Origin of the sequence: Nitratidesulfovibrio termitidis HI1, assembly GCF_000504305.1 — a bacterium.
GTDB lineage: Bacteria > Desulfobacterota > Desulfovibrionia > Desulfovibrionales > Desulfovibrionaceae > Cupidesulfovibrio > Cupidesulfovibrio termitidis.
The window spans coordinates 1,320,128-1,345,194 of the sequence record NZ_KI632512.1; the positions used below are offsets into that span (position 1 = coordinate 1,320,128).

18 protein-coding genes are annotated in these 25,067 nt (G+C 66.7%); 16 read left to right on the forward strand and 2 right to left on the reverse strand.

All coding sequences use genetic code 11. From position 1 onward, the window contains the following. The first annotated feature begins 310 nt into the window (after positions 1 to 310). The 12 genes from DESTE_RS05440 (at position 311) to DESTE_RS05495 (ending at position 17,249) form a co-directional block, all read left to right on the forward strand. Positions 311 to 2,296 (forward strand): helix-turn-helix transcriptional regulator, encoded by a 1,986-nt coding sequence (locus DESTE_RS05440; protein ID WP_035065833.1) that lies wholly within the window; start codon positions 311 to 313, stop codon positions 2,294 to 2,296. 654 nt (positions 2,297 to 2,950) lie between these two features. Then, positions 2,951 to 4,879: a hypothetical protein gene (locus tag DESTE_RS05445; protein ID WP_035065834.1), complete on the forward strand. Its 1,929-nt coding sequence runs from the start codon at positions 2,951 to 2,953 to the stop codon at positions 4,877 to 4,879. A gap of 11 nt (positions 4,880 to 4,890) precedes the next feature. Further along, positions 4,891 to 5,439, forward strand: coding sequence for a hypothetical protein (locus tag DESTE_RS05450; RefSeq protein WP_035065835.1), 549 nt, complete (start codon positions 4,891 to 4,893; stop codon positions 5,437 to 5,439). Between the two features lie 4 nt (positions 5,440 to 5,443). Then, positions 5,444 to 6,055 (forward strand): hypothetical protein, encoded by a 612-nt coding sequence (locus DESTE_RS05455; RefSeq protein WP_035065838.1) that lies wholly within the window; start codon positions 5,444 to 5,446, stop codon positions 6,053 to 6,055. 26 nt (positions 6,056 to 6,081) lie between these two features. Next, positions 6,082 to 7,740 carry a type IV pilus secretin PilQ gene (pilQ, locus tag DESTE_RS05460; protein WP_051384331.1) on the forward strand — a complete coding sequence of 553 codons (1,659 nt, stop codon included), beginning with the start codon at positions 6,082 to 6,084 and terminating at the stop codon, positions 7,738 to 7,740. A gap of 58 nt (positions 7,741 to 7,798) precedes the next feature. Beyond that, positions 7,799 to 9,505, forward strand: coding sequence for a GspE/PulE family protein (locus tag DESTE_RS05465; protein ID WP_035065841.1), 1,707 nt, complete (start codon positions 7,799 to 7,801; stop codon positions 9,503 to 9,505). A gap of 28 nt (positions 9,506 to 9,533) precedes the next feature. Further along, positions 9,534 to 10,754: a type II secretion system F family protein gene (locus tag DESTE_RS05470; protein ID WP_035065843.1), complete on the forward strand. Its 1,221-nt coding sequence runs from the start codon at positions 9,534 to 9,536 to the stop codon at positions 10,752 to 10,754. Positions 10,755 to 10,911: 157 nt separating this feature from the next. Beyond that, on the forward strand, positions 10,912 to 11,385 hold the full coding sequence (locus DESTE_RS05475; protein ID WP_035065845.1) for a type II secretion system protein: 474 nt from the start codon (positions 10,912 to 10,914) through the stop codon (positions 11,383 to 11,385). An 86-nt stretch (positions 11,386 to 11,471) separates the two neighbouring features. Then, positions 11,472 to 12,791 carry a type IV pilus twitching motility protein PilT gene (locus DESTE_RS05480; RefSeq protein ID WP_035065847.1) on the forward strand — a complete coding sequence of 440 codons (1,320 nt, stop codon included), beginning with the start codon at positions 11,472 to 11,474 and terminating at the stop codon, positions 12,789 to 12,791. Positions 12,792 to 13,051: 260 nt separating this feature from the next. Then, positions 13,052 to 13,534, forward strand: a complete 483-nt coding sequence (locus tag DESTE_RS05485; protein WP_281172067.1) for a pilus assembly FimT family protein — start codon at positions 13,052 to 13,054, stop codon at positions 13,532 to 13,534. After that, a complete protein-coding gene (locus DESTE_RS05490; RefSeq protein WP_035065849.1) occupies positions 13,531 to 13,998 on the forward strand; it encodes a PulJ/GspJ family protein in 468 nt (155 codons plus the stop codon). The genes DESTE_RS05485 and DESTE_RS05490 overlap by 4 nt, the downstream gene beginning before the upstream one ends. An 11-nt stretch (positions 13,999 to 14,009) precedes the next feature. Beyond that, positions 14,010 to 17,249: a PulJ/GspJ family protein gene (locus DESTE_RS05495; RefSeq protein ID WP_035065850.1), complete on the forward strand. Its 3,240-nt coding sequence runs from the start codon at positions 14,010 to 14,012 to the stop codon at positions 17,247 to 17,249. 215 nt (positions 17,250 to 17,464) lie between these two features. Here DESTE_RS05495 and DESTE_RS05500 read toward each other — a convergent pair whose 3' ends face one another. After that, complete coding sequence (locus DESTE_RS05500; RefSeq protein ID WP_035065851.1) at positions 17,465 to 18,076, reverse strand: DUF4124 domain-containing protein; 612 nt, start codon at positions 18,074 to 18,076, stop codon at positions 17,465 to 17,467. 11 nt (positions 18,077 to 18,087) lie between these two features. Here DESTE_RS05500 and DESTE_RS05505 point away from each other — a divergent pair, with 11 nt between their 5' ends. After that, complete coding sequence (locus tag DESTE_RS05505; RefSeq protein WP_245590741.1) at positions 18,088 to 18,816, forward strand: lytic transglycosylase domain-containing protein; 729 nt, start codon at positions 18,088 to 18,090, stop codon at positions 18,814 to 18,816. Between the two features lie 76 nt (positions 18,817 to 18,892). On the opposite strand, the gene DESTE_RS05510 is transcribed toward DESTE_RS05505, so the two are convergent. Further along, positions 18,893 to 19,696, reverse strand: coding sequence for a prepilin peptidase (locus tag DESTE_RS05510; RefSeq protein ID WP_035065853.1), 804 nt, complete (start codon positions 19,694 to 19,696; stop codon positions 18,893 to 18,895). Between the two features lie 192 nt (positions 19,697 to 19,888). Here DESTE_RS05510 and DESTE_RS05515 point away from each other — a divergent pair, with 192 nt between their 5' ends. The 3 genes from DESTE_RS05515 (at position 19,889) to DESTE_RS05525 (ending at position 25,055) form a co-directional block, all read left to right on the forward strand. Next, positions 19,889 to 21,007 carry a type IV pilus twitching motility protein PilT gene (locus tag DESTE_RS05515; RefSeq protein ID WP_035065854.1) on the forward strand — a complete coding sequence of 373 codons (1,119 nt, stop codon included), beginning with the start codon at positions 19,889 to 19,891 and terminating at the stop codon, positions 21,005 to 21,007. A 50-nt stretch (positions 21,008 to 21,057) separates the two neighbouring features. Next, positions 21,058 to 23,100, forward strand: coding sequence for an AAA family ATPase (locus DESTE_RS05520; RefSeq protein ID WP_035065858.1), 2,043 nt, complete (start codon positions 21,058 to 21,060; stop codon positions 23,098 to 23,100). A 368-nt stretch (positions 23,101 to 23,468) separates the two neighbouring features. Then, complete coding sequence (locus DESTE_RS05525) at positions 23,469 to 25,055, forward strand: PhoH family protein (protein WP_051384332.1); 1,587 nt, start codon at positions 23,469 to 23,471, stop codon at positions 25,053 to 25,055. Positions 25,056 to 25,067 lie beyond the last annotated feature (12 nt).

Consider the following 25,067-nt stretch of genomic DNA (forward strand, 5'->3'; position numbering starts at 1 on the left):
GACGGTAAAGGTCCCGGCATTCGCCGGGACCTTTCTGCGTTCTGGGCCCTGCCCCCGCCATCACATTCCCGCCCTTTCGCTCCACACCCCGGCCAATCCCGCCAGCCTGCCCGTGCCCGCCCCGCCATCCGCCTTCATACCCAGCATCCCCCATTCCCCCCCCCACTGCCCCCCATATATTCCCCATACGCGCCCCAGGCGGGCCCGCATGCCGTTACATTTTCTCTAACCTCGTTGCTGCAAACGAAAAAATCGTGCATGCAGCAGGGATATTCCATTCCTGATGGTGCAACCTTTGGGGGGGAGTGCCATGCCATTTCCAACGGATCGCCAGCCATTGCGTTCCGCCGTCATGTTGCTGCGCGGTGGCGTGGGGCTTGGAGTTACCATCGCCTGCGTGTGGTACCTCATGCGGGCGGGCCTGCTGCGCGCGCATCTTCCGCAGGCTCTGGCCCTGCCGGAAAGCTCCGGCGAATGGGTGATGCCCATGGCCATCGCCACCATGCTGGCGTGCGCCCGTTGCGTGGCACTGCTGCCGCATGCCGTGCGCCTTTCGCGGGTGCATGACGCGGCGCTGGCGGCCCTGTGGCTGCCGCTTTTGGGTATGGCGCCGGGAATCGGCCTGCACGGCACGGCCATCGAGGTGGTTACAGGCACCTTGGCCGTGGCGGGCGCCGTCCTGCTCTTCCATGGCTGGGGCGTGCGGCTGGCCGCCCTGTCCGGCCTGGACGCCGCACTGTGCTTCGCCATGGCCACCTTCGTTGCGGAATCGGTGCTGGCCGTGTCCCTTTCCGGCCTTGACGACACGACCACCTGGCTGGTGCTGGGCGCGGGGTTGCCCGTGCTTTCCCGGTTGCTGCTCGGCAACATCACCCTGCCGGAATCCACCGACGACAGGGAGCCCGCCCCGTTGCGCCCCCTGCCCGCCGCACTGCTGGCGGCGTTGTTCCTGGCCAGCGCGGCGTGCGGCCTGTTCTACCAGTTGCTGGAGCAACTGCCCCCGGAAAACGACGCCACGGTCATGGCCTCCAGCGTGGTGTTCTGCGGGGTGGCCCTCTGTGCTGCCATCCTGCTGCGCATCTATCCTTCGCTGGCCCCGCGCCACCTGTTCCGCCTGGCCCTGCCGCTGCTGGGGCTGGGGTTTGCCACGCTGATGCTGCTGGGCCAGCGCATGCCCCGCGTGCCCATGTTCATCCAGCTTTCCGGCAGCGCCCTGCTGGACGTATTCATGTATTCGTCGCTGCTGCACAGCGCGGGCCTGCATGCCGGACGCAACCGCGCCCGCATCGTGGCCCTGTACTGGGCGCTGCTGTTCGGCTCGCAGTGGGCGGGCAGCCTGCTGTCCATGGCGCTGGGGCTGCTGTTGCCGCCGGACATCGCCCACATCCAGGTGCTTTCGCTGGCGGCGGTGTGCGCCATCATTTCCATCATGCTGGTGGTACGGCCCGACCCGGCCACCTACATGGGTTGGCGGCTGCCCGGACACGTACCCGACAACGACGCTGACGAGCCGGTTTGCGCTATCGATGATGCCGAATGCGACGACGATGCCGCCCTGCGGACCATCCTTTCGGACCTGTCCGGCAACAGGGAGCACCCGGCACCGGAGATGCCCCCCCGCATGACGACGGACGCTGCGCCGTCCGCGACCGCCGCGCCCAACCCCATCGCCCAGGACGCGGCCACCGCGCAGGATGCACCGATCGGACATGCCGCGCCAACCTCCCCGATCGACCCGACCGACCAGATCGACCAGATCGACCCGGCGCCCCGGACAGCCCCCTCGCCCCCGTCGCACCGGATGGCCGCCAGTACCTGGCGTACCCCCGCACCGGTCGGTGCGGACGGCGCGGAATTGTCCATGCCCGAAAGCTTCGGCCTGCATGGCGTGGAGGCCACCACCGTGGCGACCGTATCCGTAACGCAGGGCACATCAGGCGCACCGGGCACATCGGGCGCACCGGGCGCATCGGGCGCATCGGTCGCATCGGGCGCACCGGGCGCATCGGTCGCATCGGGCGCACCGGGCGCGGCCCCGCGCACCTATCCGTCGGCCCCGCCCCCCGCCTGCCTGGCCGATTCGCTGCGCCGCATGGGCCTTACCCGCCAGCAGGTGGCGGTCACCCTGTTGCTGGCAGACCGGCACAGCGGGCCGGAAATCTGCGACAGGCTGAACATCTCGTACAACACCCTCAAGACGCATGTGCGCAACATTTACCGTCAGCTCGGCGTGGCCAACCAGCAGGAATTGCGCAGCGCGGTCACCCGGTTCGACCCGGCCCGCCCTTCCGCGTGACAGCATGACCGCAAACCCGCATGACTGACGGCCCGTTGCGGACATGACGCTGCGAACCGCCCCCTCACCCCGTGCATCGGTTCCGCAAGCGCGCATGGCGCGTTTCACCATGGGGTGAGCCCGCCCATGCCGCCACTCCCCAGAAAAATCACCCGAAATATCACCCGTAATTCCGGTATCAGGTGATTGTTTTTTTTCTTTCGCCAGATATGCTGGCGATACCGTTGGCTTTCCCTCATGCAACACAACCTGGAATGCCATACGGCAAACCGACCGTGTTTTGCAGCCGGTTGCGTGATGGCAGTGGTCTTTTTTCTAGAAAAGTTATAACACGCTTGCGCGGCAGCACATTGTCGCTGCAAGGCCAGAGCCGCTTAGAGGGGGGGATTCGCCGGGCCGCAGGGGGGGCCTTTCGACCCGGCGCATTCCATACATCCACACGAGCAGAACCGGACGGACACCTCACCGTCATAACCCACCGCTACCATTGTCGGTATTGGCGGGTCATGGCGAGCGGCCGGGCATCATCCTGCGGAACGCCTTCACCGCCACGGCGGCGGGCGCCCGTGCTGCATGCCCAGGCCTTGCGATACGGCACGACAACAACGGGTGGCCCCGTGCCCCCCGCGAAACCGTAATCGGGATGGTGGTTCCATGGGTCTGCACGCCAACGCGTCCTCCACCGGGCGACTGCTCGAACTCATCCGCAAGGGCGATGCGGCACGCCCCGCTCCCGGGCGGGAGCCCGCCCCATCGATTCCGGCGGGCCCCGGCAAGTGGAACATCCCGCTGCTGCGCCCGCTGAAGGAACGCCGCGTGCTGGGCGTGGAATGGCGGGGCCGCTGCCTGTACCTTGCGGAAAGCCGTCACGGCCGCACGGGCCTGCCGGTATTGCAGGGGGTGCAGGCCATCCGCATTCCCGCGGGCATCCGGCCCGGCGACGACGCCTTTTCCTCCTTCCTGCGCCAGCAGATCCTGGACTTCTGCGGTCCCGCCCCGGAACTTGAGGTCTGGGCCGCCCTGCCCGACGAACACGCCGAGCACTGGCACTTCCGCATTCCCAAGGTTTCGGCCAAGGAACGCGACGACGTGGCCTTCTGGACCGCCCGCAAGGAACGCGAGTTCGACGAGCGGCAATCGGTGTTCGACTGCACCATCGGCAGCGAAATCATCGAAAAGGGCGTGCCCAAGCTCCCCGTCACCGCAACGCTGGCCATGCGCGCCTCCCTTGGCGAGGTGCGCAACATCGTGCAGCGCGCGGGCTTCGCCCTTGCCGGTGCGGCCACGCGGGTCATCGCCTCGCACAACCTGTTCACCACCGGCTGGCTCGACCCGGCAACGGAACAGTTCGCGGTGCTGCACATCGACGAGGAATCGACCCGCATCGACATCTATTCCTCGTCCCAGGTGGTGCTGAGCCGCATGGTCAAGACCGGCTTCGCCAGCCTGGCCCGCGCCCTGGTGGAATCCACCGCCGGTACCGCCGCCCCCCTTTCCGATGCCGCAGCCCGCGCCCTGCTGCTGCGTGACAGCGCCTGCGTTCTGCCCCCTACGTCCGGGCACGGCGCCACGGGGCACGGCACCACGGGACAGCCCGTGCCGATGCCCGCCGCGCCTGCCGCACCCGCGCCCATCGTGGCCCCGCCGGTGGCCGACATCGGCGCCAGCATCGCCCCTGCCGTGGAACGCCTGGTGCGGCAGTTCGAGCGCACCATGGACCACTTCGCCAACACCCTTGGCTACCCCGCCGTGTCGCGCATGTTCCTTTCCACCCCCGGCGGCTGCCTGCAACCCCTGGTGGACGAACTCGGGCGGCAGGTGGGCATTCCGTGCGCGGCGCTGAACAGCCAGCGCGGCCCGGCCACGCCCGGGGCCGAACTGGACCTGGCCAAGCTGCCGCCGGACTGCGCCGAGGCCCAGTGGGCCGTAGGCCTTTCACTGTCCGACGACGAGCGCACCCAGAACTGCGTCAACACCTTTCGCGAGCGCAAGCAGGCCCGCCAGCGCGAACGCCTCCGCCTGGCCGTGGCCGTGGGCAGCATGGTGGTGGTGCTGTGCACCGCCGTCTTCGCCAGCATTCAGGGGGCGTCCCTGATTTCGGCCCGCACCGAACGCGACGGTCTGCGCCGGCAGTTGACCGCCTACGGTGAAACCACCGACAAGGCCAGGCTGCTGGCCACCTCGGCCAAGGGCAAGGCCCTGCGCCTGGCCGTCCAGTCCATGAGCCGCCGCCAGATGCCGGTGGCCCTGCTGTCGGAACTGGCCGCCGTCACCCCGTCGGGGGTGCGGCTTTCAGGCCTGCGCCTGACGCAGCTGGACCACGGCCAGGTTCCCGGCGCCAAGGACGCCAGAGGCAAGACCGCGCAGCCGCAGGCCAAGACCGATGCCGCCGCCGAAGCCATGGCCGTGGTCACCGGGGTGGTTTCCGGCGACATGCTCCAGCGAGAGGCCATGCTGGCCGACTTCCTGTACCGGCTGGAACGTTCGCCCATGGTGCTTTCGGTGACGGTGGAGAAAAAGGCCCCCGAAACGGGCGCCGCCACCGAATCCCTGCAGTTCGTAGCCACCCTCAAACTGGTGTGACGGGCACAGCCATGCAAGCATCCAAGAACACCTCGCCCTTTCTCGTCCCCGGGCTGTCCGTTGCGGCCATCGTGGGCATGGCGCTGCTGCTCATCATGCCCGCCATGCGCGAGACGGCCCGCGTGCGCGAAGAAGCGGCGCAGATCCGCGCCATGCTGCAGATGCAGCAGGCCTTTGCCCCGGTCATCGCCGAAATGAAGGCCGACGCCGCCCGCTTCGACGCCACGCTGTCCCGGCGCACGGCCCTGGCCGCGCCCAACCCGCCCGCCCTGGCGGAAGCCATCGGCACCCTGCAGGACATGGGCAACCGCGCCTCGCTCAAGGGCGTGCGCTTTGTCCCGCTGGCGGAATCGGTGCTGGGCGGCAGCAACATGGTGCGGCTGGACGGCGTCATGGACGGCCCGCTGGAATCATTCCGCGCCTTTCTGATGCAGGTCACGGCGCAGCCGTGGCTGGACCGCGTGGAATCCATGGAAGTGACGGCAGGCACCCAGTGGCCGGGCTACAGGGTGTCCATCTGGGTAAAGGTGAACGGCAACGCAACGCGCATCGGTGGGTGACGGCATGACCCGCAGGGAACAGATTCTGATCGGCATGGCGGGCATTGCGGCCATTGCGGCGGCGGTCATCCTGCTGCTGCCGTCGGGCGCTTCGCGGCCCGTAACCGCGGCCAGCTCCCCTGGCGCCCTTTCATCCAGCCTGGCCGCACCGGCCAATGGCGGCGCTGCATCCGCGGCCTCTTCCTCTTCCGCCTCTTCCGCTCCCTCGCCGCTGGCGGGGCTGCTGCCCCCCGGCGCCGAGGCCCCCGGCCCCATCGTCGAACAGGCCCGCAAGACCCTGGCCGAAGCGGTCATCACCCCCAGCCAGCTCTACGTGCTGGACGCGGCGGTGCGCCAGGCCGCGCCAAACCCCTTCCACCCGGCGCCGGGCAAGGGTGACGGCACGGATGCGGGCAACCCGGACGGCAAGTCCGCCGCGCACGACATCGCCTATACGGGCTACGTGGCCATCGGCAACAGCGTGCTGGCCATCCTGGACGGGCTTGAATACCGCGTGGGTGAAACCGTTGCGGATACCGGATACGTGGTGAAGTCGATAACGCCGGGCAAGGTCGTCCTGGCATCGCCGGGTGATGTGACCGACAGGGAAATCCCCTACTCGGGCGACGACCTGTAACCTGCGAGCAGTACGGGAGAATTCTGATGCGCTCCATGAGAAGACACGTTCCCCTGGCCCTCGTCGTCCTGCTTGCGGCGGCATTCATCCTTGGCACCCTGGGCTGCGCCAAGCGCAAGGAAGAAACCGATCCGTTCTTCGACAAATGGAAGGCCATGGCCACCAATTCCACGGGCTACTCGCCCTCGCGCGAAACGCGCGAGATAAAGCCCCGCGCCGTGCTGAAGCAGGACAAGGTGGCCGAAGAACAGGACCAGCAGTCCCGGCCCCTGCCCACCGTGCCGGTTACGCTCAAGCTGCACAACGTGGACGTGGGCGTGGCCCTGCGCAGCCTGGCCGCCGCCGCGGGCAAGAACATCATCCTCAGCCCCGGCGTGAAGGGCGCGGTCAACGTCAACGTCAACCGGGTGCCGTGGGCCGACGTGTTCAAGGGCATGCTGGACAGCAACGCGCTGGACTATGCGTGGCAGGGCGAACTGATCAAGGTCATGACCCTTGCCGACAAGAAGGCCGACCTTGAACGCACCACGCTGGAAAACCAACGCATGGCCCAAAAGCTGAAGGGCCGCAAGGTGGGCCCGCTGATCACCACCGTGCTCGACGTGCGCTACGCCGAAGCGGCGGAACTGAAAAAGAACCTGGAAGGCTTCCTGTCCAGGGACGAGCAGAACAAGCCCGTGGGCTCGGTGGTGGTGGACACCTTCACCAACTCGCTGATCATCCAGGCCGTGGAAGACGACCAGCACAAGCTGATGACCCTGGTTTCCAACCTGGACAAGCCCCGCGCCCAAATCCAGCTGAAAGCGCACATAGTCGAAGCCACCAAGGAAACCGCGCGCGAACTGGGCATCCAGTGGGGCGGCGTGAACCGGGTGGGCAACATGGCGGGCAGCAACGACCTGTGGATCACCCCCGGCGGCACCGGCGGCACGGCGGGCGCCAGCCCGTACACCGGCGGCTACACCCCGTTCTTCGGTTCGTCCGGCGTCAGTGGTCAGGGCAACGGCATCAACTTTCCCATCGACACCACGGGCAAGTCGGGCGCGGGGTCCCTTGGGCTGATGTTCGGCACCATTGGCGGCAACATGCTGGAAATGCAACTTTCCGCCCTGCAGGAAAACAGCAGGATCAACATCCTGTCGTCGCCGTCCATCTCCACGCTGGATAACCAGATGGCCTACACCGAAAACGGCGAAAAGGTGCCCTACGTTTCCACCAACGCCCAGGGCGACCGCGAGGTGAAGTTCGAAGACGCCGTGCTGCGCCTTGAAATCACCCCCCACGTCATCGACGACAAGAACCTAAAGCTGAAGGTGCTGGTCAAGAAGGACGAAGTGGACCTTACCCGCACGGTGGAAGGCAACCCCTTCATCATCAAGAAGCAGACGGAAACCACCCTTATCGTGCAGGACGGCGAAACCATCGTCATTTCCGGCCTGACCAAGGACCGCAAGAGCACGGGCCGCAGCGGCGTGCCCGGCCTGCACGACGTGGAAGGGCTGGGCTGGCTGTTCGGCAGCGATTCCAAGGCCAGCAAGCTGGAAGAAGTGCTGATCTTCATCACTCCGGCGGTGCTGCCCTACCGCGAAATGGCGGAACAGGGCGCCACGCAGCAGATCACGGTGCAGCCCGGCCTTGCCGGTCAGGCCCCCACGGTCGACCAACAGGTGCTGCCCCGCCAGTAGCCGCACGGGCCGCAAACCATGACGCAACACCATCACCCCGAAGCAAGGTAGGAACGCCGTGCGTCAGCGTGTACGATTGGGCGAACTGCTGGTGCAGGCCGGGCTGCTTACGGACGAGCAGCTGAAGGCCGCCCTGCGCGAACACAAGAAAAGCGGGCTGCGTCTTGGCCAGTACCTGACCAAGACCAACCTGTGCCGCGAAGCCGACGTGGTGGAACTGATAAGCCACCAGCTGAAGATAGAACGGTACAGCCCGCAGTTGCACCCGCTCAGCCTGAACATGGCGGAGCGCCTGCCGCTGGACGCCGCGCAGAAGTGCAGCGCGGTGCCCCTGCAGCACCACGGCCACGTGCTGGTGGTGGCCATGGTGGACCCGCTGGACATCGACGCGCTGGACACGCTGGAGTTCATCACCAACAGCGAAGTGGAACCGCTGATCTGCACCGAACAGGAGTATAATCAGCTGTTCAGTGCCATCTACGGCATGTTCACCAACCTTGACGGCGTCATCGAAAGCCTGGGCGAGTTGCAGACCGCCGCCACCAGCCAGACCGACGCCGCCGAGCGCGACGTGGCCGTGGACGAACTGGCCAACCAGGCCGACCTTGCCCCCATCGTGCGGCTGGTCAACTCCATTCTGGCCCAGGCCGTGCGCGAAGGCGCCAGCGACGTGCACATCAGCCCGGAAAAGGACAGCGTGCAGGTGCGCTTTCGCATAGACGGCAAGCTGCGCGAGGCCCCGGCCCCGCCGCGCAGCGTTGCCCCTGCCGTTGTTTCGCGCATCAAGATCCTGGGCAACATGGACATTGCCGTCACCCGCGTGCCGCAGGATGGCCGCTTTACCATGCACTTGGACAACCGCGAGATAAACGTGCGCGTTTCCAGCATACCCACCATCTACGGCGAAAACATGGTGCTGCGCCTGCTGGACATGAGCGGGCGCGACTACACGCTGGACATGCTGGGCATGCAGCAGAACGACCACGTGACCATCGAGGGGGCCATCCACAAGCCCTACGGCATGATCCTGTCCACCGGCCCCACGGGCAGCGGCAAGTCCACCAGCCTGTACGCCATCCTGAAAAGCATCAACCGGCCAGACATCAACATCATCACGCTGGAAGACCCGGTGGAATACCGCATCCGGGGCATCCGGCAGGTACAGCTGAACCGCAAGGCGGGCATGACCTTTGCCAGCGGGTTGCGCTCCATTCTGCGGCAGGACCCGGACGTGGTGATGGTGGGTGAAATACGCGACGCGGAAACCGCCGCCATTGCCGTGCAGGCCGCCCTTACCGGGCACCTTGTGCTGTCCACCCTGCACACCAACGATGCGGCGGGCGCGGTGACCCGGCTTATCGACATGGGCATAGAGCCATTTCTGGTGTCATCGGTGCTGCTTGTTTCGTTTGCGCAGCGACTGGTGCGCCGGGTGTGCACCAACTGCGCGGAACCGTACGACCCGCTGCCCGCCGCGCTGACCGCCTTCGGCCTTGCGCCGGACACGCCGGGGGCCACGTACCTGAAGGGGCGCGGCTGCCACCATTGCGCCCACACCGGCTACCGGGGGCGCACCGGGGTATTCGAGATATTGCCCATGACCCAGATGATCCAGGAACTGGTGATAAAACGCAGTTCCACGCAGGTCATCGCCGAGGCGGCCACCAGCACCGACCTCATGCGTACCCTGAAGCAGGACGCGGCGCTGAAGATTTTGCGGGGCACCACTACCGTTGAAGAAGCCGCCACATCGGTAATGTTGTAGCAAACGACAACTTAGAAACAGGCGCACCATGCCCACCTACGTCTACACCGCGCTGAACGACAACGGCGTGAACATGCAAGGCACCATCGACGCGGACACCGCCGACTCGGCCCGCGCCCTGCTGCTGTCGCGCGGCTACGTGCCCATGAAGGTCAAGGCGCAGGGAGCCAGCTTCGATTTCGGCGTTCTGGGCGACATCCTGAACCCGGTGAAGCCCAAGGAACTCATCCTGTTCACCAAGCAATTCCGCACCCTGTTCCAGGCGGGCATACCCATTACCCAACTGTTGCAGGTGCTGCAGAACCAGACCGAAAGCAAAAAGCTCAAACGCGTGGCGGCGGACATGACCCAGGCCATCATGGGCGGCTCCACCCTGTACGACGCCTTCAAGGCGCACCCCCGCGTGTTCAGCGAACTGTACTGCTCCATGATGCGCGCCGGGGAAGCCAGCGGCGCGCTGGGCGACGTGATGGAACGCCTTGTGTACCTGCTGGAGCACGAACACAAGATACGTTCCGACATCAAGTCCGCCATGCGCTACCCCAAGATGGTGCTGGGTGCGCTGACCATCGCCTTCTTCGTGCTGCTGAACATGGTCATCCCCAAGTTTGTCGCCATTTTTTCCAAGGCCCACATCGAGTTGCCGTGGCCCACCAAGATCGCCATGGGTATGCATTATGGCGTCACCCATTACTGGCCGCTTTTGCTGGGGGGACTTGTGACGCTTATCGTGGCCTACAAGTGGTGGGTGCGCACGCCCACCGGCAAGTACTGGCGCGACAGCCTGCTGCTGCGCGTGCCCATCATTGGACCCGTATTGCAGAAATCCGTCATGGCCCGCTTTGCCTCCATTTTTTCCATCATGCAGTCCAGCGGCGTTTCCGTGCTGGACGCCTTGGACGTGCTGACCAACACCATCGGCAACGAGGCCATTGCCAGGGAATTCCGCAAGATACAGGACAAGCTGCGTGAAGGCCGAGGCATAGCAGACCCGCTGAAGTCCGCGAAATTCTTCACCCCGCTGGTCATCAACATGGTGGCCATTGGCGAAGAATCGGGCAGCCTCGATTCCATGCTGAAGGACGTGGCCGCCCACTACGACGAGGAAGTGGAATACGCCGTGGCAGGCATGGCCGAAGCCATCGGCCCCATTCTCATCGTGATGCTGGCGGCGGTGGTGGGCTTTTTCGCCCTCGCCATCTTCATGCCCATGTGGGATCTGACCCAGATGGCGGGCAGGCGACGCTGACAACATCGCCCATGCATGCCGGAGCATGGTGCGCGGACTCTCTGGGGGGGCTGCGCACGCACCGGCACCACATAGGGAGGGGGACGGAAGGTCCGGAACCCGAGTGAATTTGAAAACATCAAAGATTCGTAACACCACGCATCAGGAGGAACATCCCATGACCCAGAGCAAGAAGGATCGCAAGAAGGAGCAGGGCTTTACCCTCATCGAAATCATCGCCGTGCTGGTCATTCTCGGCATTCTCGCCGCCGTGGCTCTGCCCCGGTACTTCGACCTTGAAACCCAGGCCCGCGCCCGCGCGGTGGCTGGCGCTGTTGCCGAAGTACAGGCCCGCATCAATCAGGTGTTCGGCCAAAACCTGCTGAACCCCGCCATCACCGGCACCACGGGTGAAAACGCTCAATCCCGTTGCCAGGTGGCTGTCGCCGCCATCACGCCCACCGCGCTCGACCTGGCCGCCGTCACCGGTGGCGGTTCCAACATGGGTGATTTCACGGTCGGTGGCATTCCGGACGCTGGCACTCCCGACACCACGATCCCTCTGACCGTCACGTTTGATGGCACCACGTACACGATCGGCACAGCCCCTGTGGCGAACATTCCGCTCCCTCGTTACCCCGCGTGCAACTAATGTTGCGCGGCGTGTAGCGCCTTTTCCCGGCGGCGGCGCACACCGCGCCGCCGCCTTTCCCCTCCACCCCTGCACAGGTGTCCGCCATGAACGACGCATTCAGCCACATCATCTCCCAGGCCGTGGCCTACGGCTGGTCCGACGTGCACATCGTCGGCGGCCATCCCGTGGCGTACCGCAAGGACGGCGATATCGGCATGCTGCGTGACACCGTGCTGGCCCCGGCAGAGGTGGACGACCTTGCCCGCGGCCTGCTGAACCCGCACCGGGCGGACATATTGCGCCGCCGCTGGTCGGTGGACTTTGCGCACTCCGTGGCGGGCATCCGGGTGCGGGTGAACATCTTCAACACCACGCGGGGCCTCAGCCTGGCCGTGCGACTGCTGGCCGGGCGCATCCCCACCCTGGCCCACCTGAACCTGCACCCATCCTTGGAAGAATTCACCCGCCTGCGGGCCGGGCTGATACTGGTGTGCGGGGCCACGGGCAGCGGCAAGACCACCACCATGGCCGCCATGCTGGACGAGATTAACCGCAACCGCCCGGCGCACATCATCACCCTGGAAGACCCCATCGAATACCGCTTCGCCTCCAAGAAAGCATTCGTCGAGCAGCGGGAACTGGGGGCACATTTTCCGTCCTTCGAGCGCGGCCTGCTGGACGTGCTGCGCGAAGACCCGGACGTGATCCTGGTGGGCGAACTGCGAGAGGCGGAAACCATCCGCCTTGCCCTTTCCGCCGCGGAATCGGGCCATCTGGTCATAGCCTCGCTGCATTCCGCCACGCCGGAAGAAGCCCTGTACCGGCTATGCAACGCCTTTCCGCTGGAGGCGCAAGACCTGGTGCGGCACCAGTTGTCCTCCACCCTGCACGCCATCGTGGTGCAGCAGTTGCGCATGCACCCCGTGGCGCGGTTCCGCGTGCCGGTGCTGTCCATGCTCATCGGCACCCACCCGGTGCGCATGCTGGTGCGCGAGGGCAAGTTTGCCCAGTTGCACAGCATCATGGAAATGGGGCGCGGCGACGGCATGTTCACCATGGATGCCTACTACGACGACTACCTGAACAGGCCGCAGCGCTTTTCCGCCCCGTCCAACGTGTTTCGCCCCGCCCCGGAAGAGGAACAACTGCCGGACCACGAATCGCCCCTGGTGGATCGCGGTCTTGGCACCACCCATTACGCCCCCGAAGCGGCCCGGCACCTGGCACGCGCGGGCGCCCACCTGGCGGATGTGCCCCTTGGGGATGCCCACGCGCCGGACCATGCCCCGTCCGGTGCATCTGGCGCGTCTGGCGCATCTGGCACATCTGGCGCGACACGGACGGATGAACACGGCGAAACGGTGTACACCCTGACCGACGAGGGCAGGCTGGAGGATGTGCTGCGCGAGTTCACCAGCCGGTAGCGCGCAGACAGTCCGGACGACACGGCCCGGACGGCACGGGGGTACACCGCCACGGCACGGATGCCGGAAAAATTTCCACGCCTTACGGGCGGGCCAGCGCCCGCCGCAACAGCCGGGCCGCACGCCCGGCAGGCACGCACATGACGACGCACACCACGCTTCACCCAGCCATGCCCCCCCGGGGCGACCATGCCATATGCCGCGCTGTCGATGGTCGGCACGCTGTGGGCACGGTCGCCCTTTTTTCCCTTGCCCCCCGCGTGGCCCATGGCAGGGCCGGGCAGCGCGGCTTCACCATGATAGAAATCATAGCCGTGCTGGTGATCATGGCCATCATCACCGCCGTAGCCGCCTCGCGCATCTTCGACCAGACCCCCATGGAGCTTGGTGGGATAGAGGCCAGCGTGCGCAGCCACCTGCGCTATGCCCGCACCCGGTCCATGAACAGCGACCAGGTGTTCGGGATGCAGATCATCTCCACCACCACCTACGCCGTATTCCGCAACGGCAACACCGGCACCCGCGTGGTCCTGCCCGGCCAGCCGGACACCGGCATCATCACCCTGGAAGACGGGGCCACCTTCACCACCGGAGCCACCATCATCAGCTTCGACCAGTGGGGCAGGCCCTGTTCCAACGCGGCGGGCACCACCCTGCGCACGGCCAACACCACCGTCACCCTCAGCTACCTTGACCAGACGGCAAACATCGTGGTCACCCGCAATACGGGGCACCTGCAATGAACCGGCACACCCACCGCACAAATGCAACGCCCCCTGTACCTGCCGACCGGCGCGCGGGGTTCACGCTCATCGAAATCATCGTCACGGTCGTGCTGGTCGCCCTGGTGGGCGCCATGATGCTTTCCGTGTCCGGAACGGCCCTGCGCGGCAGCGCGGAAAGCCTCATCCGCGCCACGGCACAGGCCCAACTGACCGACATCATCGAATCCATGACCGCCGATTACCGGCAACTGTACGCCACGGCCACCGACCCCATCACCACCATCATGGGGCGCATCGGCGCGGCGGGCAGCACGCAGAACAATCCCGAAGGTTACGGAACCTACACCGTGGTGGTGAACCGGCGCATCCGCTTTGCGGGCAGCGCGCCCAACTTCACGGAACAGGCCGACAGCAACGGCGACATGTTGCGCGTGACCATTGAAGTGGACGGCTCCACCGCCACCACCGTGTTTTCGCGCTAGGGGGACATGCCATGAACGCCAAAGGCTTTACCCTCGTCGAAACCATCGTGGTGCTGATACTGGCGGGCCTGCTGGCCGCCGTGGCGGGAACCGGCATCGTCACCGGGGCGCGCAGCTTCGTGGATGCGCGCGAAGCCAGCGAACTGGCGCAGGAAGCGCAACTTGCCATGGACCGCCTGACCCGCGAGATAGTGGAACTTGTGGACATACCGGCCAACAGTTCCTCCACCCTGCTGGTGCTGCGCAACGTGGGCGCGGAAGGCACGGCGCAGTTCAACCGGTCCATCCAGTACGTGGCCAACGCGCAGGCGATACGCATTGCCGACGGTACCGGCGGCGCGGCCAACGGCGATACGCTCATCGACAACGTGACCGCCTTCAGCCTGACCTACTGGCAGGAAGACGCATCGAGCACATCGTGGGCCGCCACCACCGACGCCCGGCTGCTTTCGGCCATAGACGTCAGGTTCACCCTTACCGCACCCGGCGGCACCACGCGCCAGTTCGTCAACCGCATCGTGCCCCGCAACAACGAAAACCGGGGCGGGGCCAGCCCCAATGCCGCCCCGCCATCGCTGGACCGGTACGATGTGTGCTTCGTGGCCACGGCGGCGGCGGGCGATGGTGACCACCCCGTGGTGGTGCAACTGCGCGAATTCCGCGACAGGCTGCTGCTGCCGTGGTCCGGCGGGCGGGCGCTGGTGCGGGTCTATTACGCCGTGGGGCCGGGCATGGCCCGCGTGGTTGCCGCGCACGAACCGTTGCGGGCCGCCACCTTGGCCATACTGACGCCGGTGGCCGCGCTGGCGGGGCTGGCCGTGCACGCCCCCGGCTGGTTGGCGGGCACGCTGGTGCTTTCCGTGCTGCTGGTGGCGGTGGCGGGCCGTGCCCTGCGCCGGGGCCGCGCGGTCGCGCCCGCGGGCAGCGTCCTTCCCGTGGGCAACGCCGGGCAGCGCGGGGCGGTGCTGCTCAGCGCCATCGTGACCATCGTGGCCTTTTCGGTGCTGGCCGCCACCATGGTGCCCATGATGACCGGGTCCATGATGGGCGAAATTGCCGCCGTACAGGGCGACCAGGCCTACTACCTGGCGGAATCGGGCTTTGGCGCTGCGGGCAGCATGTTTCTTGCGGCGGGCGACGAGCAGGCCCGCAAGGACCTGCTGGAAACCATGGACGGTTCCACCTACACCCTGGCGGGCAATGCGGGCTCGTTCACCCTGGGGGTGGAACCCTACTGGTACGAGGTGACCAACAACACCGGCACCACCCTGACCACCAAGGCCTACGGCACGCCGCCCACCCTGCCCGCCAACACGTCGGGGCGCATTCGCGCGGGCACCGGGTCCACTTTCTATGCCTACAGCAACATTTCCGTTTCCGGCGACACGGTAACCTTCACCCTTACCAGCACGCCCTCGCCGCTTATCGCTTCGGGCACGGACATCTTTCTGAGCGGGCGGCCCAGCGCCGGACAGACCGTGACGGAACGCGGCAACCTTGCCCTTGACGCCAGCAACGCCGCCGCCTTTCCGCTGGTAAACGGCATGTTCACCATACGCGACGGCGCCACCCACACCGGACGCGTGGCCTACGTGTACCGCCGCAAGAACGGCAGCACCCTGGAAGACGTGCGGCTGGTGGAAGGACAGGGGGTGTCGTGGTCCAACCTGGCGCTGACCACCGGCTCCAACATTACCCTGGAAGCATATCTGCGCCTGCACTCCACGGGCACCCCGCCCGGCGGGCTGCCGCGAGAGGTGATCTACAACGTGCCCATCGGCTGGATATTGGGCGGCGGCAACTTCAGCAAGGAACAGTATCAGGATACCTTTGCCAACCTGAACGCGTGGTATACCGGCAGTTCAAGCGAGGGGCATCTGGGCGGGCATGCCGTGGCCACGGCGGACGGCAGTTCGGCGCTGGACATCACCGGCATGGCCACGGCATCCACCAGCGGGGTGGGGGCGTTTCTCAACTGGCTGACGGGAAGCAACCAGTGGAGCACGCTGTTCTTCAACTGGGGCGCCACCAACGTGAACCTGGCCCGTGGCTGGAGCGATGCGGAAGGCTTTCTGAGCTACGATCTGCAATTCAAGATGTACGACCCGGACCAGGGCAGCGCGCAGGAATTCTTTGGCGGGCTGCTGTTCCGCGCCCGCAACAACGCAGCGGGCACGGACCTGGATTCCTTCGGCATCTCGTTCGTGCGCTACCGCATGACCAGTTTGTTGTGGAGCGACTGGTACTGGGAGGGGGACGTGCCTTCGTCCCTGGTGCCCGGCTACAACAGTGCCGCCGACCCCGGCCCGCTATTCCTTTCGGACAGCAACAGCGAGATACGTTCCGGCTTTCTTGGCATTACCCGCTACAAGTATTCCGTGCCCGCCATCGTGCTGTGGGAACGGCGCAACGGCAACTTCCGCTGGCTGGCCTACAAGGCGCTGTCGGGCAGTTCGTCCGGCATCGTCACCTACAGCGACAGCAACAAGCGCTACCGTCTCGCCAACTGGCCGACGATGCTGGTACGGCTGGTGGAAGGGCAGGCGCTGGCCTTCCAGAACGGGGGCGGCGCGGACGGCGCTGGCGGTACCCTGCGCATCAACTATGGCGACGAGATAACCACCGCCACCGGGGCCAAGGCGCGGGTCATCGGGCCGCCCATCGTTACCGGCGGGGCGTGGTCGTCGGGTACAGCATCCGGTACGCTGGTGCTGACCAACATCGATGCCACGCAGGGCAACTTCGGCGCCAGCCAGGCCATCCGGGTGGATAACGTGCAGCATGCCGCCACCGGATCTGGCGGCCTGGGCAGCAAGAGCAATTACATCCGCGTCTACTATTCCGACGCGGGCAGTTCGACATCGGGCAACGCCACGCCCTACGACAACACCCGCAGGTCGAACCCGCGCCTGACCACCACCGATGCCAAGCTGAACTGGATACCCGACGACTACGAGCAGTGGACATCCACCACCGACTACTTCACCCTGGTGCAGTGGGACGGCGTGAACACCGTGGGAGCCACCGGCATGAACGAACGGCTGACGGACAGTACCGACCGGCTGACCATCGTGCGCAGCACCAACCTGCTTTCACCCGCGTACGACGCCAGCAACCCGGTGTTCTCGCCGTCGGAAGGGATATCCGTAGTCACCAGCGGCCCCAGCGGCGACAATCTGTATTTCGACGACTTCGGGTTGCAGCTTGACCTGCGTGGCGGCAAGGGCTTTCTGCCGCCCATCCAGCAATAGGAGCAGCACCGGACGCGGGTGACGTGAACGCCGAACGGACGGCAAGACCGGCGGCGAGGCGGTGCGCGGGGGCGGGTCGAGGGAACACGGAGCGACGCGGAGAGCGGCGCGCATGCAGTGCCGTGTGGCGCACGCAACGCGGCCAGCGCGGAAAAACGGACGCGCCCCCCGATGGTTCAGGGGGCGCGCAAACGTGGCGATGGGGATATGGCGGGCTACTGCGTACCTTCGCCGCCGGAGGCTTCACCGCCCCCGTCCAGCAGGCGCAGGCGGCTTTCCACCTCGTTGATGCGGCCTTCCACTTCGTTCTGGTGATAGCGTGAACGCTGCTTGGCGTAGCCGTCGCCCTTGGAGCGGGCGCGCCGGTTGTCGAGGTCGTAGGCGTCCTTTTCCTTCTGGAGTTCCTCCAGGCGACGTTGCAGGGCCTCTCGCTCTTCCGCCTTGGGGTCCGGCCCGGACTGGATGGTTGGCGGCATCTGACCGTCGGGGCCGACATGCACGGGCTGGCCATCGGGCCCAAGGACGGGTGTGCCGTCCGGCTTCATCAGCATGCCGTCCACCACATGCGCGCCGCCCTGCAACGCGCCGCTCATGTCGGGAATGGCGTAGGTGGATGCCGGGGCGTCGGGCCGCCCCTCGTTGGGCGTGGCGGAAAGACTTTTCATGTCGGCGGGGGCCTGTGCCGGGGGCTTGTCGGAGATATGCTTCACGCCCTTCTCATCGGTCCAGATGTAGACCTTGCCGCCCAGGGCCACGCCCGGCGCAACCAGCAAACCGGCCACCAGCAATGCCGCCAGCGGCGCACCCGGCTTACGCAGTGAGAACATCAGTACCTCCCATGCATCACATGACATTCAGGCCCAGTCCGGTGCCCGTTGCGGCACCCGGCCCCCACGGTGCACCATACACCACCAAGCCTGCATCGGCCACGCCCCTTAGATGGCGCGGGCGGGGCCGCGCGGCCCTGCTGGCCGCCGCGCTGACGCTGGCCCTTGCCGCCCCCCTTGGGGGTACCGGCGGCCTCGTCCGCCCCGCCGCCGCTGCCCCCCCGTCCGAAGTCGTCACCATCTACCGCTACGTGGACGAGGACGGCGTGGTCCACCTTACCGACAAGCCAAAGGGCGACACGCGCTACCGGGTGTTCGGGCGGTTTCGGGTGCAGGAACTGGTAAAGGCCGTGGGGCCGGTGGGCATCAAGGGGTTGGCCGCCAGGCACGGCGCGCGCCACGGGGTGGACCCGCGCCTGGTGGAGGCGGTGATTGCCGTGGAATCGAACTACGACCCCACGGCGGTTTCACCCGCCGGGGCCCAGGGGCTGATGCAGATCATGCCCGGCACCCAGCGCGACCTGAGGGTTTCCGCCCCGTTCGACGCCGACGCCAACGTGGAGGGCGGCGTGCGCTACCTGAAGTCGCTCATGGACCGCTTCGGCGATCTGCCGCTGGCGCTGGCCGCGTACAACGCCGGTCCGGAACGGGTGGCCAGGCACGGCGGCATTCCCCCCATACCGGAAACGCAGCAGTATGTGACCAAGGTGATGGATACCTATGCGCGCCTTTCACGGTAGGGGCTGTCTCTAAATTGTCCTTTCGCCCGTTGGAAAGGGATGCCTGCTGGCCGCGGCGATTCCGGATCACGATGGCTCAGACCGGCTTTCCGGTGACGAACCCGAACCACCAGCGCACCAGCGCCGGGCCGTACAGCATGTACACCACCGCGCCCAGACTGAGGAACGGGCCGAAGGGAATGGCCACCTCGCGGGCGGACTGGCCCTCTGCGCGGCGGCGCAGAAACCACGCGGCGGCCAGCAGGGCCGAAAGGCCCGCCAACAACGTGACCACGGGCAGGGCCTGCCAGCCGCACAGCCCGCCGATGAGCGCCATCAGCTTCACGTCGCCAAGGCCCATCCCGTCTATGCCGCGTACCCGCTTGAAGCCAGCCAGCACCAGCCAGAACACGCCGCCGCCCGCCACCGCGCCGATCAGGCTGTCGGCCAGGGGCATGTCCAGCAGCAGCACGGCGGCCACCGGGGCGGCCACGATGCCGGGCAGGGTGATGACATCGGGCAGGATGAACGTTTCGAAATCGATGAACGAGGCCACCAGCAGCGCCCCGCCAAACACCATGTACACGGCGAAGGGCCACGCGGCGCCAAAGCGCAACGCCAGCAGCAGGGCCAGCAGGCCGGACGCGGCCTCTACTATTGGATAGCGCGGGCTGATGCGCTGGCCGCAGGCGTGACAGCGCCCGCGCAGCGCAAGATAGCTGAAAATGGGCACCAGATGCCACGGTCGCAGGGGCGCGGAACAGTGCGGGCAGTGCGACGGCGGCCACAGCAGCGACTGCCCCTCGATGGCCCGGTGGATGCACACGTTGTAGAAGCTGCCAAGCACAAGGCCCAGCACCAGCGCAAGCCAAGGAAAGACGGCGGGATCAGTGTACGGCATGGTGTCGGCTCCTTCTTCTGCGTTGCGCAAGCGACTTCTAGCAGAAGGGGCCATGACACGCCATTAGTATACGATACTTGATTATTCCGCCCATCCGCATAGGATCGGGCCAGCCTGAAAGGCGGCAGACGGCCCACCCCGAACCGGCGCACACATCCCCCACCGCCGCCCGCGCGGCGCAAGGAACCACGCATGGCACGCATCGACCAGTTTTTCCACATCCTGCACCAGCTTGGCGGCTCCGACCTGCACCTTTCCAGCGGCTGCACGCCCATGGTGCGCGTGCACGGCACGCTGCAACGGCTGGATCACCCCACGCTGGACGACACAGAACTTGCCGCCATGCTTGACGAAATCATTCCCCCGGCCCGACGCGACGAATTCGCCGCCAGCGGCGATCTGGACTTCGGCTACGCCGTGCCCGACGTGGCCCGCTACCGCGCCAACTTCTACCATCACGAGCGCGGCGTGGGCGCGGCATTCCGAGAAATCCCCAGCAATATTCCTTCTGTGGAGGCGCTGGGCCTGCCCCCGCTGCTGCGCGACCTGGCCATGCTGCCCAAAGGCCTCGTGCTGCTGACCGGCCCCACCGGCAGCGGCAAGTCCACCACGCTGGCGGCCATGATCGACCACGCCAACACCCACCGCCGCGACCACATCATCACCATCGAAGACCCGGTGGAATTCGTGCACGCGCCGCGCGGGTGCCTGATCAACCAGCGCGAGGTGGGCCGCCACACCAAAAGCTTTGCCGCCGCCCTGCGCGGCGCCCTGCGTGAAGACCCGGACATCATCCTGGTGGGCGAAATGCGCGACCTGGAAACCATCAGCCTGGCGCTGGAGGCGGCGGAAACCGGGCACTTGGTGCTGTCCACGGTGCACACCATCTCCGCGCCCAAGACCATCGACCGCATCGTCGAGGTCTTTCCGCCGGAGATGCAGGCCCAGATCCGCACCAGCCTTTCGGAAACCCTGCAGGCCGTCATTTCGCAGGTGCTCTTTCCGCGTGCCGACAAGCCGGGCCGGGTGGCCGCGCTGGAAATCATGCTGGGCGTGCCCGCCGTGCGCAACCTGATCCGCGAAAGCAAGACCTACCAACTGGCCAGCGTGCTGCAAACCGGCAAGAACGCGGGCATGCAGACCCTGGACGACGACATTCTGCGGCTGCTGGGCGCGGGGCTGATACACCCGCGCGACGCCGCCGTGCACGTGGCCGACAAGCCGCGCTTCAAGCCGTATCTGACCGGGGTGAACGCCACGCCCATGGGGCGAGCGGGAAGCGCGTCGGACATCACGGATGACGATTTCTGATCGGCGGCCCCGCCGGGGCCCACGTATCCCGAGGCTCCCAAGGACATGTCATGAACTATCTTGAATTGCTGGGGCTTTCGCGCGAGCCGTTTTCCACCTCGCCAGACCCGCTCTCGTACTACCGCGCACCCGGCCACGAGCTGTGCCTGCACCGGCTGGAAATCGCCGTGCGGTTGCGGCGCGGGCTGAACGTGGTGCTGGGCGAGGTGGGGACCGGCAAAAGCACCCTGTGCCGCTGCCTGCTGCGCGCCTTTGCCGAACAGCCGGAAGTGACCGCGCACCTGATACTGGACCCCGGCTTTGCCAGTGCCGAGGCCTTTGCCCTGCACCTGTGCGACCTGCTGGCAGGGCCGGATGGCGGCGCGGGTAAGAGTGTGCAGCCGGGTACGGGGAGTGCGGGAGGGGTGGCTGCACCCGCAAGCGAATCCACCGCCGGTGTGAACGCCAGCCATGATGGCGAGCAATCCGGCATGTTGGCGGCGAACATCACGGTCAGCAGTGCGCCTGCGCAAGGACCAACGCACGGTTCAACACAAGGTGCTGCACAAGCGCTGGCCGACACACCGCGCACGCCCCCCGGCAGCGAACTGCGGCGAGAAGCCGTGGAGCGCATCCAGACCGCCCTGCTGCGCCTGACGCAGGAACAACCCGGTCAGCACGGGCAACGGGAAGGCGGCCGCATCGTGGTGCTGTGCATCGACGAAGGCCAGAAGCTGCTGCCCGAATGCCTGGAAGTGCTGCGCGAACTGCTGAATTTCGAAACCAACACCGAAAAGCTGCTCCAGATCATCCTGTTCGGCCAGCGCGAACTGGAAGACACCATTGCCGCACTGCCCAACTTTCGCGACCGCATCAACGAGTACCTGCCCCTGCGCCCCCTTTCGCGGCGAGAAACCATCCGCATGGTGCGCCATCGGCTACGCCTGGCGGGCGGCCCCGCCGGGGAACGGCTGTTCACCCTGCCCGCGCTGCTGGCCGTGCATCACGCCACCGGCGGCTACCCCCGCAAGATCATGCGCCTGTGCCACCAACTGGTCATGAACCTGCTGATCAACAACCGCCGCCGGGTAACCTGGCGCGAGGTGCTGGCCTTTGCCCGCCGCGATGCGGGGCTGGGCGGCAGGCTGGACACCGGACCTGCGGTCGGTACGGGCCGGGTCGGGACAAGCCCGCTCCGCGTGGTGGGCTATGCCGCGCTGACCGCCGTACTGCTGGGTGGGGTGCTGCTTGGCGGCGGCGTGCTGACCGGGCGCATGCCGTCCGGGCACATGCCATGGAACGGCGAACTGCACCTGCCATGGGCATCCGGCGGAGGACAGGCTGCCGCACCCGTCGAAGGGCAGGCGGATGCTGCGACAAAAGATGACACGGGGGGGATGCTCCGCCCGGTGCTGGCCCTGTTGGGGTTGTCCGGCAAGGGCACCACGTCGGAGGATGGCGCGGGCATGCGACCAGACAGTGCACAGGCTGGACCGCCCAGTCTGCCCGGTTCACCCAGTCTGCCCGGCTCACCCAACGCAGCAAGTCCTGAAAGTCGCGCGGGCACCGTGTCCCGCCCGCTGGCGACAACGCCCGTGGCGCAGTCCCCTGCGGCAGGTGCCGTCCAGACAACCGCCGTGACCACCCCCCCCGCCCGGCTGGGGATGGTGGTGCTGCCGCGCGGCGAAACCCTGCTCGGCCTGCTGGACACCGTGTATGGCCGGGCCGCTGCCGTGCTGGACGCCGTGATGCAGGCCAACCCGGCCATCGCCAACCCCAACCGGCTGCCCTCGGACACCATTCTGGCCCTGCCCGCCCTGGCCATGGAACCGGGCATGGAGCGACGCGGCCAATGCGCCCTGCTGCTGGAAAGCCACGCCACGGTGGAAGAAGCCTACCGCGCGCTGCGCGCCAGGGGCGGCAAGCGCGACGTTGTGCTGGCCCCGGTGTGGAAGCCCGACCGGGGGCTGCGCTTCTACCTGATGCCGCCGCGCTTCTACGCCAAACCCGCCGATGCCCGCGCGGCGGCGGAGCGGCTGTTCCCGCGCTTTCCCGCCGCCACCGTGGAACCGGCCTTTGGCGACGGCGCGGTGTTCTATCGCAATTTCGACTGATCACGCGGGCAAGCCGCCCGGACCCGTCCCCGATTTCACGCGCTCCTCGTGCTGCCTCAAAGCGGCCCGGCCCTATGCCGGGCCGCTACGCTTTTTCCATGCCCACGCGACGGACGGAACGCCATCGTCGCCAGTCCGTCATTGCGCCGCACCATATCCGGTGTCGCCCGGCGTCGCCGGCTGCACCACCCCGCGTCCCTGCCGCAATCCCCGTCACACCGCCGTCACCGTATCCTCACGCAACACTCTTCGCGGGGTGCTTCCGTATTCCCGAAAAGCGCGCTAAAGAATTTCTAGAGTTCTCAGACAACGGAGCGCACGTCGCCCCGCCCAATCCGCCGCGAGGCCCCCGCAACAGAGGAGCACCCATGGCGAAGAAGAAGGTGGACGCAGGCAACGGCAAGCGCCGCAAGGAACGGGCAGCCCCCGTCACCGGCGCCACATCCGTCCCCGCGCCTTCTGCGATGCAGGAAGAGGCCCCGCCCCTGCCGGAACGCAACGGCAAGATCAAGCTCACGGCACTGGAGGATTTCGAGGAACACCGCCAGTCGCACCACGCCGACCTCAAGAACGCCGCACGCACGGCCCCCCGCCCCCCCGGCAAGGCGAACGGCAAGGCCGCCCGCGCGCCCGCCGCCCCCGCAACGTCTGCCGCATCCGCCCCGACGGGCCCGGCGAGCCGCCGCAAGCCCGCCACGCGCCCCACCACCGGAGAAATCCGCAAGCATTACGTCATCGACACCAACGTCCTGCTCGAAGACCCCGGCTGCATCGAACAGTTGCGCAGCGACAACGAGAACGCCTGCTACCTGCCGCAGACCGTGCTGCAAGAGTTGGACAAGCTGAAGCGCCAGCCCGCCAAGGCCCATCTGGTGTCCCGCGCCGTGTCCGCCGTGGAGGCCGCCGTCACCCGGGGCCACCTGCGGGTGGTCACCGGCGACTATCAGGCCCTGGCGCTGCCCTCGTCCGCGCCGGAGGTCAAATCCTCTCCCGACCAGTACATCATCGCCGATGCCCGCTCGCTGCTGGCCACCGTGCCGCGCGAGGAACCCGTGGTGCTCGTCTCCAATGACCGGCTGCTGCGCATCATGGCCGACACCAGTTCCGGCCTGCGCAGCGAGGAATACCGCTGCTCCATCCCCTTCCGCTCGGAATCGGAACGCTACACCGGCTTCGTGCCGCCCGCCGACGTGGTGGCCAACAGCTTCACCTGGGAAGGGGCGTACCCCGTGTTCCACGACCACGCGCTGGACACGCAGGAAATCAAGCTCGCCCCCACCCCGTGGAACATCGTGCCGCGCGACGTGTACCAGGCCCTTGCCATGCGCCTGATGCTGGACCCGGACATTCCGCTGGTCAGCCTGCAATCCACGGCGGGCAAGGGCAAGACCTTCCTTGCGCTGGGCTGCGCGCTGGAAATGGTGCTGAAGGAAAAGCGCCACAAGCGCATCTTCATCTCGAAGCCGCTGGTCGAAATCGGCCCCAAGCTGGGCTACCTGCCCGGCGACCTGACCGAAAAGACCGACCCGTACATGGAATACATCGTGGACCTGATGCTGAAGCTGCACAACGAGCACCGCCGCGCCCCCAACGCGCTGGCGGCCACGCCCAACGGCACCAGCCTCAGCCGCCTGAACCCAAAGGTGATCCAGGTACTGCCCATCAACTACACGCGGGGCCGCAACCTGGAAGACTGCGTGGTGATTCTGGACGAAACCCAGAACCTCTCGCGCGAGGACCTGCGCACCCTGCTCACCCGCATGGGCCGCAACGTGAAGGTTATCTGCATGGGCGACACCCAGCAGGTGGACGCCCCCTTCAACAGCCCGGAAAACAACGGCCTGAACTGGCTGGTGCGCCTGCTGCGCGGCAACCCCGGCTACGCGCATCTGGTGTTGCGTGGCCGCAAGAGCCGCGGCCCCATCACCGACATGGTGGTGGCGGCGGGGCTGTAGCGACAGTCCCGG

Coding starts and splice junctions, on each gene's coding strand:
- DESTE_RS05440 (WP_035065833.1), top strand. CDS start 311: ATGCCATTTCCAACGGATCGCCAGCCATTGCGTTCCGCCGTCATGTTG.
- DESTE_RS05445 (WP_035065834.1), top strand. CDS start 2,951: ATGGGTCTGCACGCCAACGCGTCCTCCACCGGGCGACTGCTCGAACTC.
- DESTE_RS05450 (WP_035065835.1), top strand. CDS start 4,891: ATGCAAGCATCCAAGAACACCTCGCCCTTTCTCGTCCCCGGGCTGTCC.
- DESTE_RS05455 (WP_035065838.1), top strand. CDS start 5,444: ATGACCCGCAGGGAACAGATTCTGATCGGCATGGCGGGCATTGCGGCC.
- pilQ (WP_051384331.1), top strand. CDS start 6,082: ATGCGCTCCATGAGAAGACACGTTCCCCTGGCCCTCGTCGTCCTGCTT.
- DESTE_RS05470 (WP_035065843.1), top strand. CDS start 9,534: ATGCCCACCTACGTCTACACCGCGCTGAACGACAACGGCGTGAACATG.
- DESTE_RS05475 (WP_035065845.1), top strand. CDS start 10,912: ATGACCCAGAGCAAGAAGGATCGCAAGAAGGAGCAGGGCTTTACCCTC.
- DESTE_RS05480 (WP_035065847.1), top strand. CDS start 11,472: ATGAACGACGCATTCAGCCACATCATCTCCCAGGCCGTGGCCTACGGC.
- DESTE_RS05490 (WP_035065849.1), top strand. CDS start 13,531: ATGAACCGGCACACCCACCGCACAAATGCAACGCCCCCTGTACCTGCC.
- DESTE_RS05495 (WP_035065850.1), top strand. CDS start 14,010: ATGAACGCCAAAGGCTTTACCCTCGTCGAAACCATCGTGGTGCTGATA.
- DESTE_RS05500 (WP_035065851.1), bottom strand. CDS start 18,076: ATGTTCTCACTGCGTAAGCCGGGTGCGCCGCTGGCGGCATTGCTGGTG.
- DESTE_RS05505 (WP_245590741.1), top strand. CDS start 18,088: ATGCATCACATGACATTCAGGCCCAGTCCGGTGCCCGTTGCGGCACCC.
- DESTE_RS05510 (WP_035065853.1), bottom strand. CDS start 19,696: ATGCCGTACACTGATCCCGCCGTCTTTCCTTGGCTTGCGCTGGTGCTG.
- DESTE_RS05515 (WP_035065854.1), top strand. CDS start 19,889: ATGGCACGCATCGACCAGTTTTTCCACATCCTGCACCAGCTTGGCGGC.
- DESTE_RS05520 (WP_035065858.1), top strand. CDS start 21,058: ATGAACTATCTTGAATTGCTGGGGCTTTCGCGCGAGCCGTTTTCCACC.
- DESTE_RS05525 (WP_051384332.1), top strand. CDS start 23,469: ATGGCGAAGAAGAAGGTGGACGCAGGCAACGGCAAGCGCCGCAAGGAA.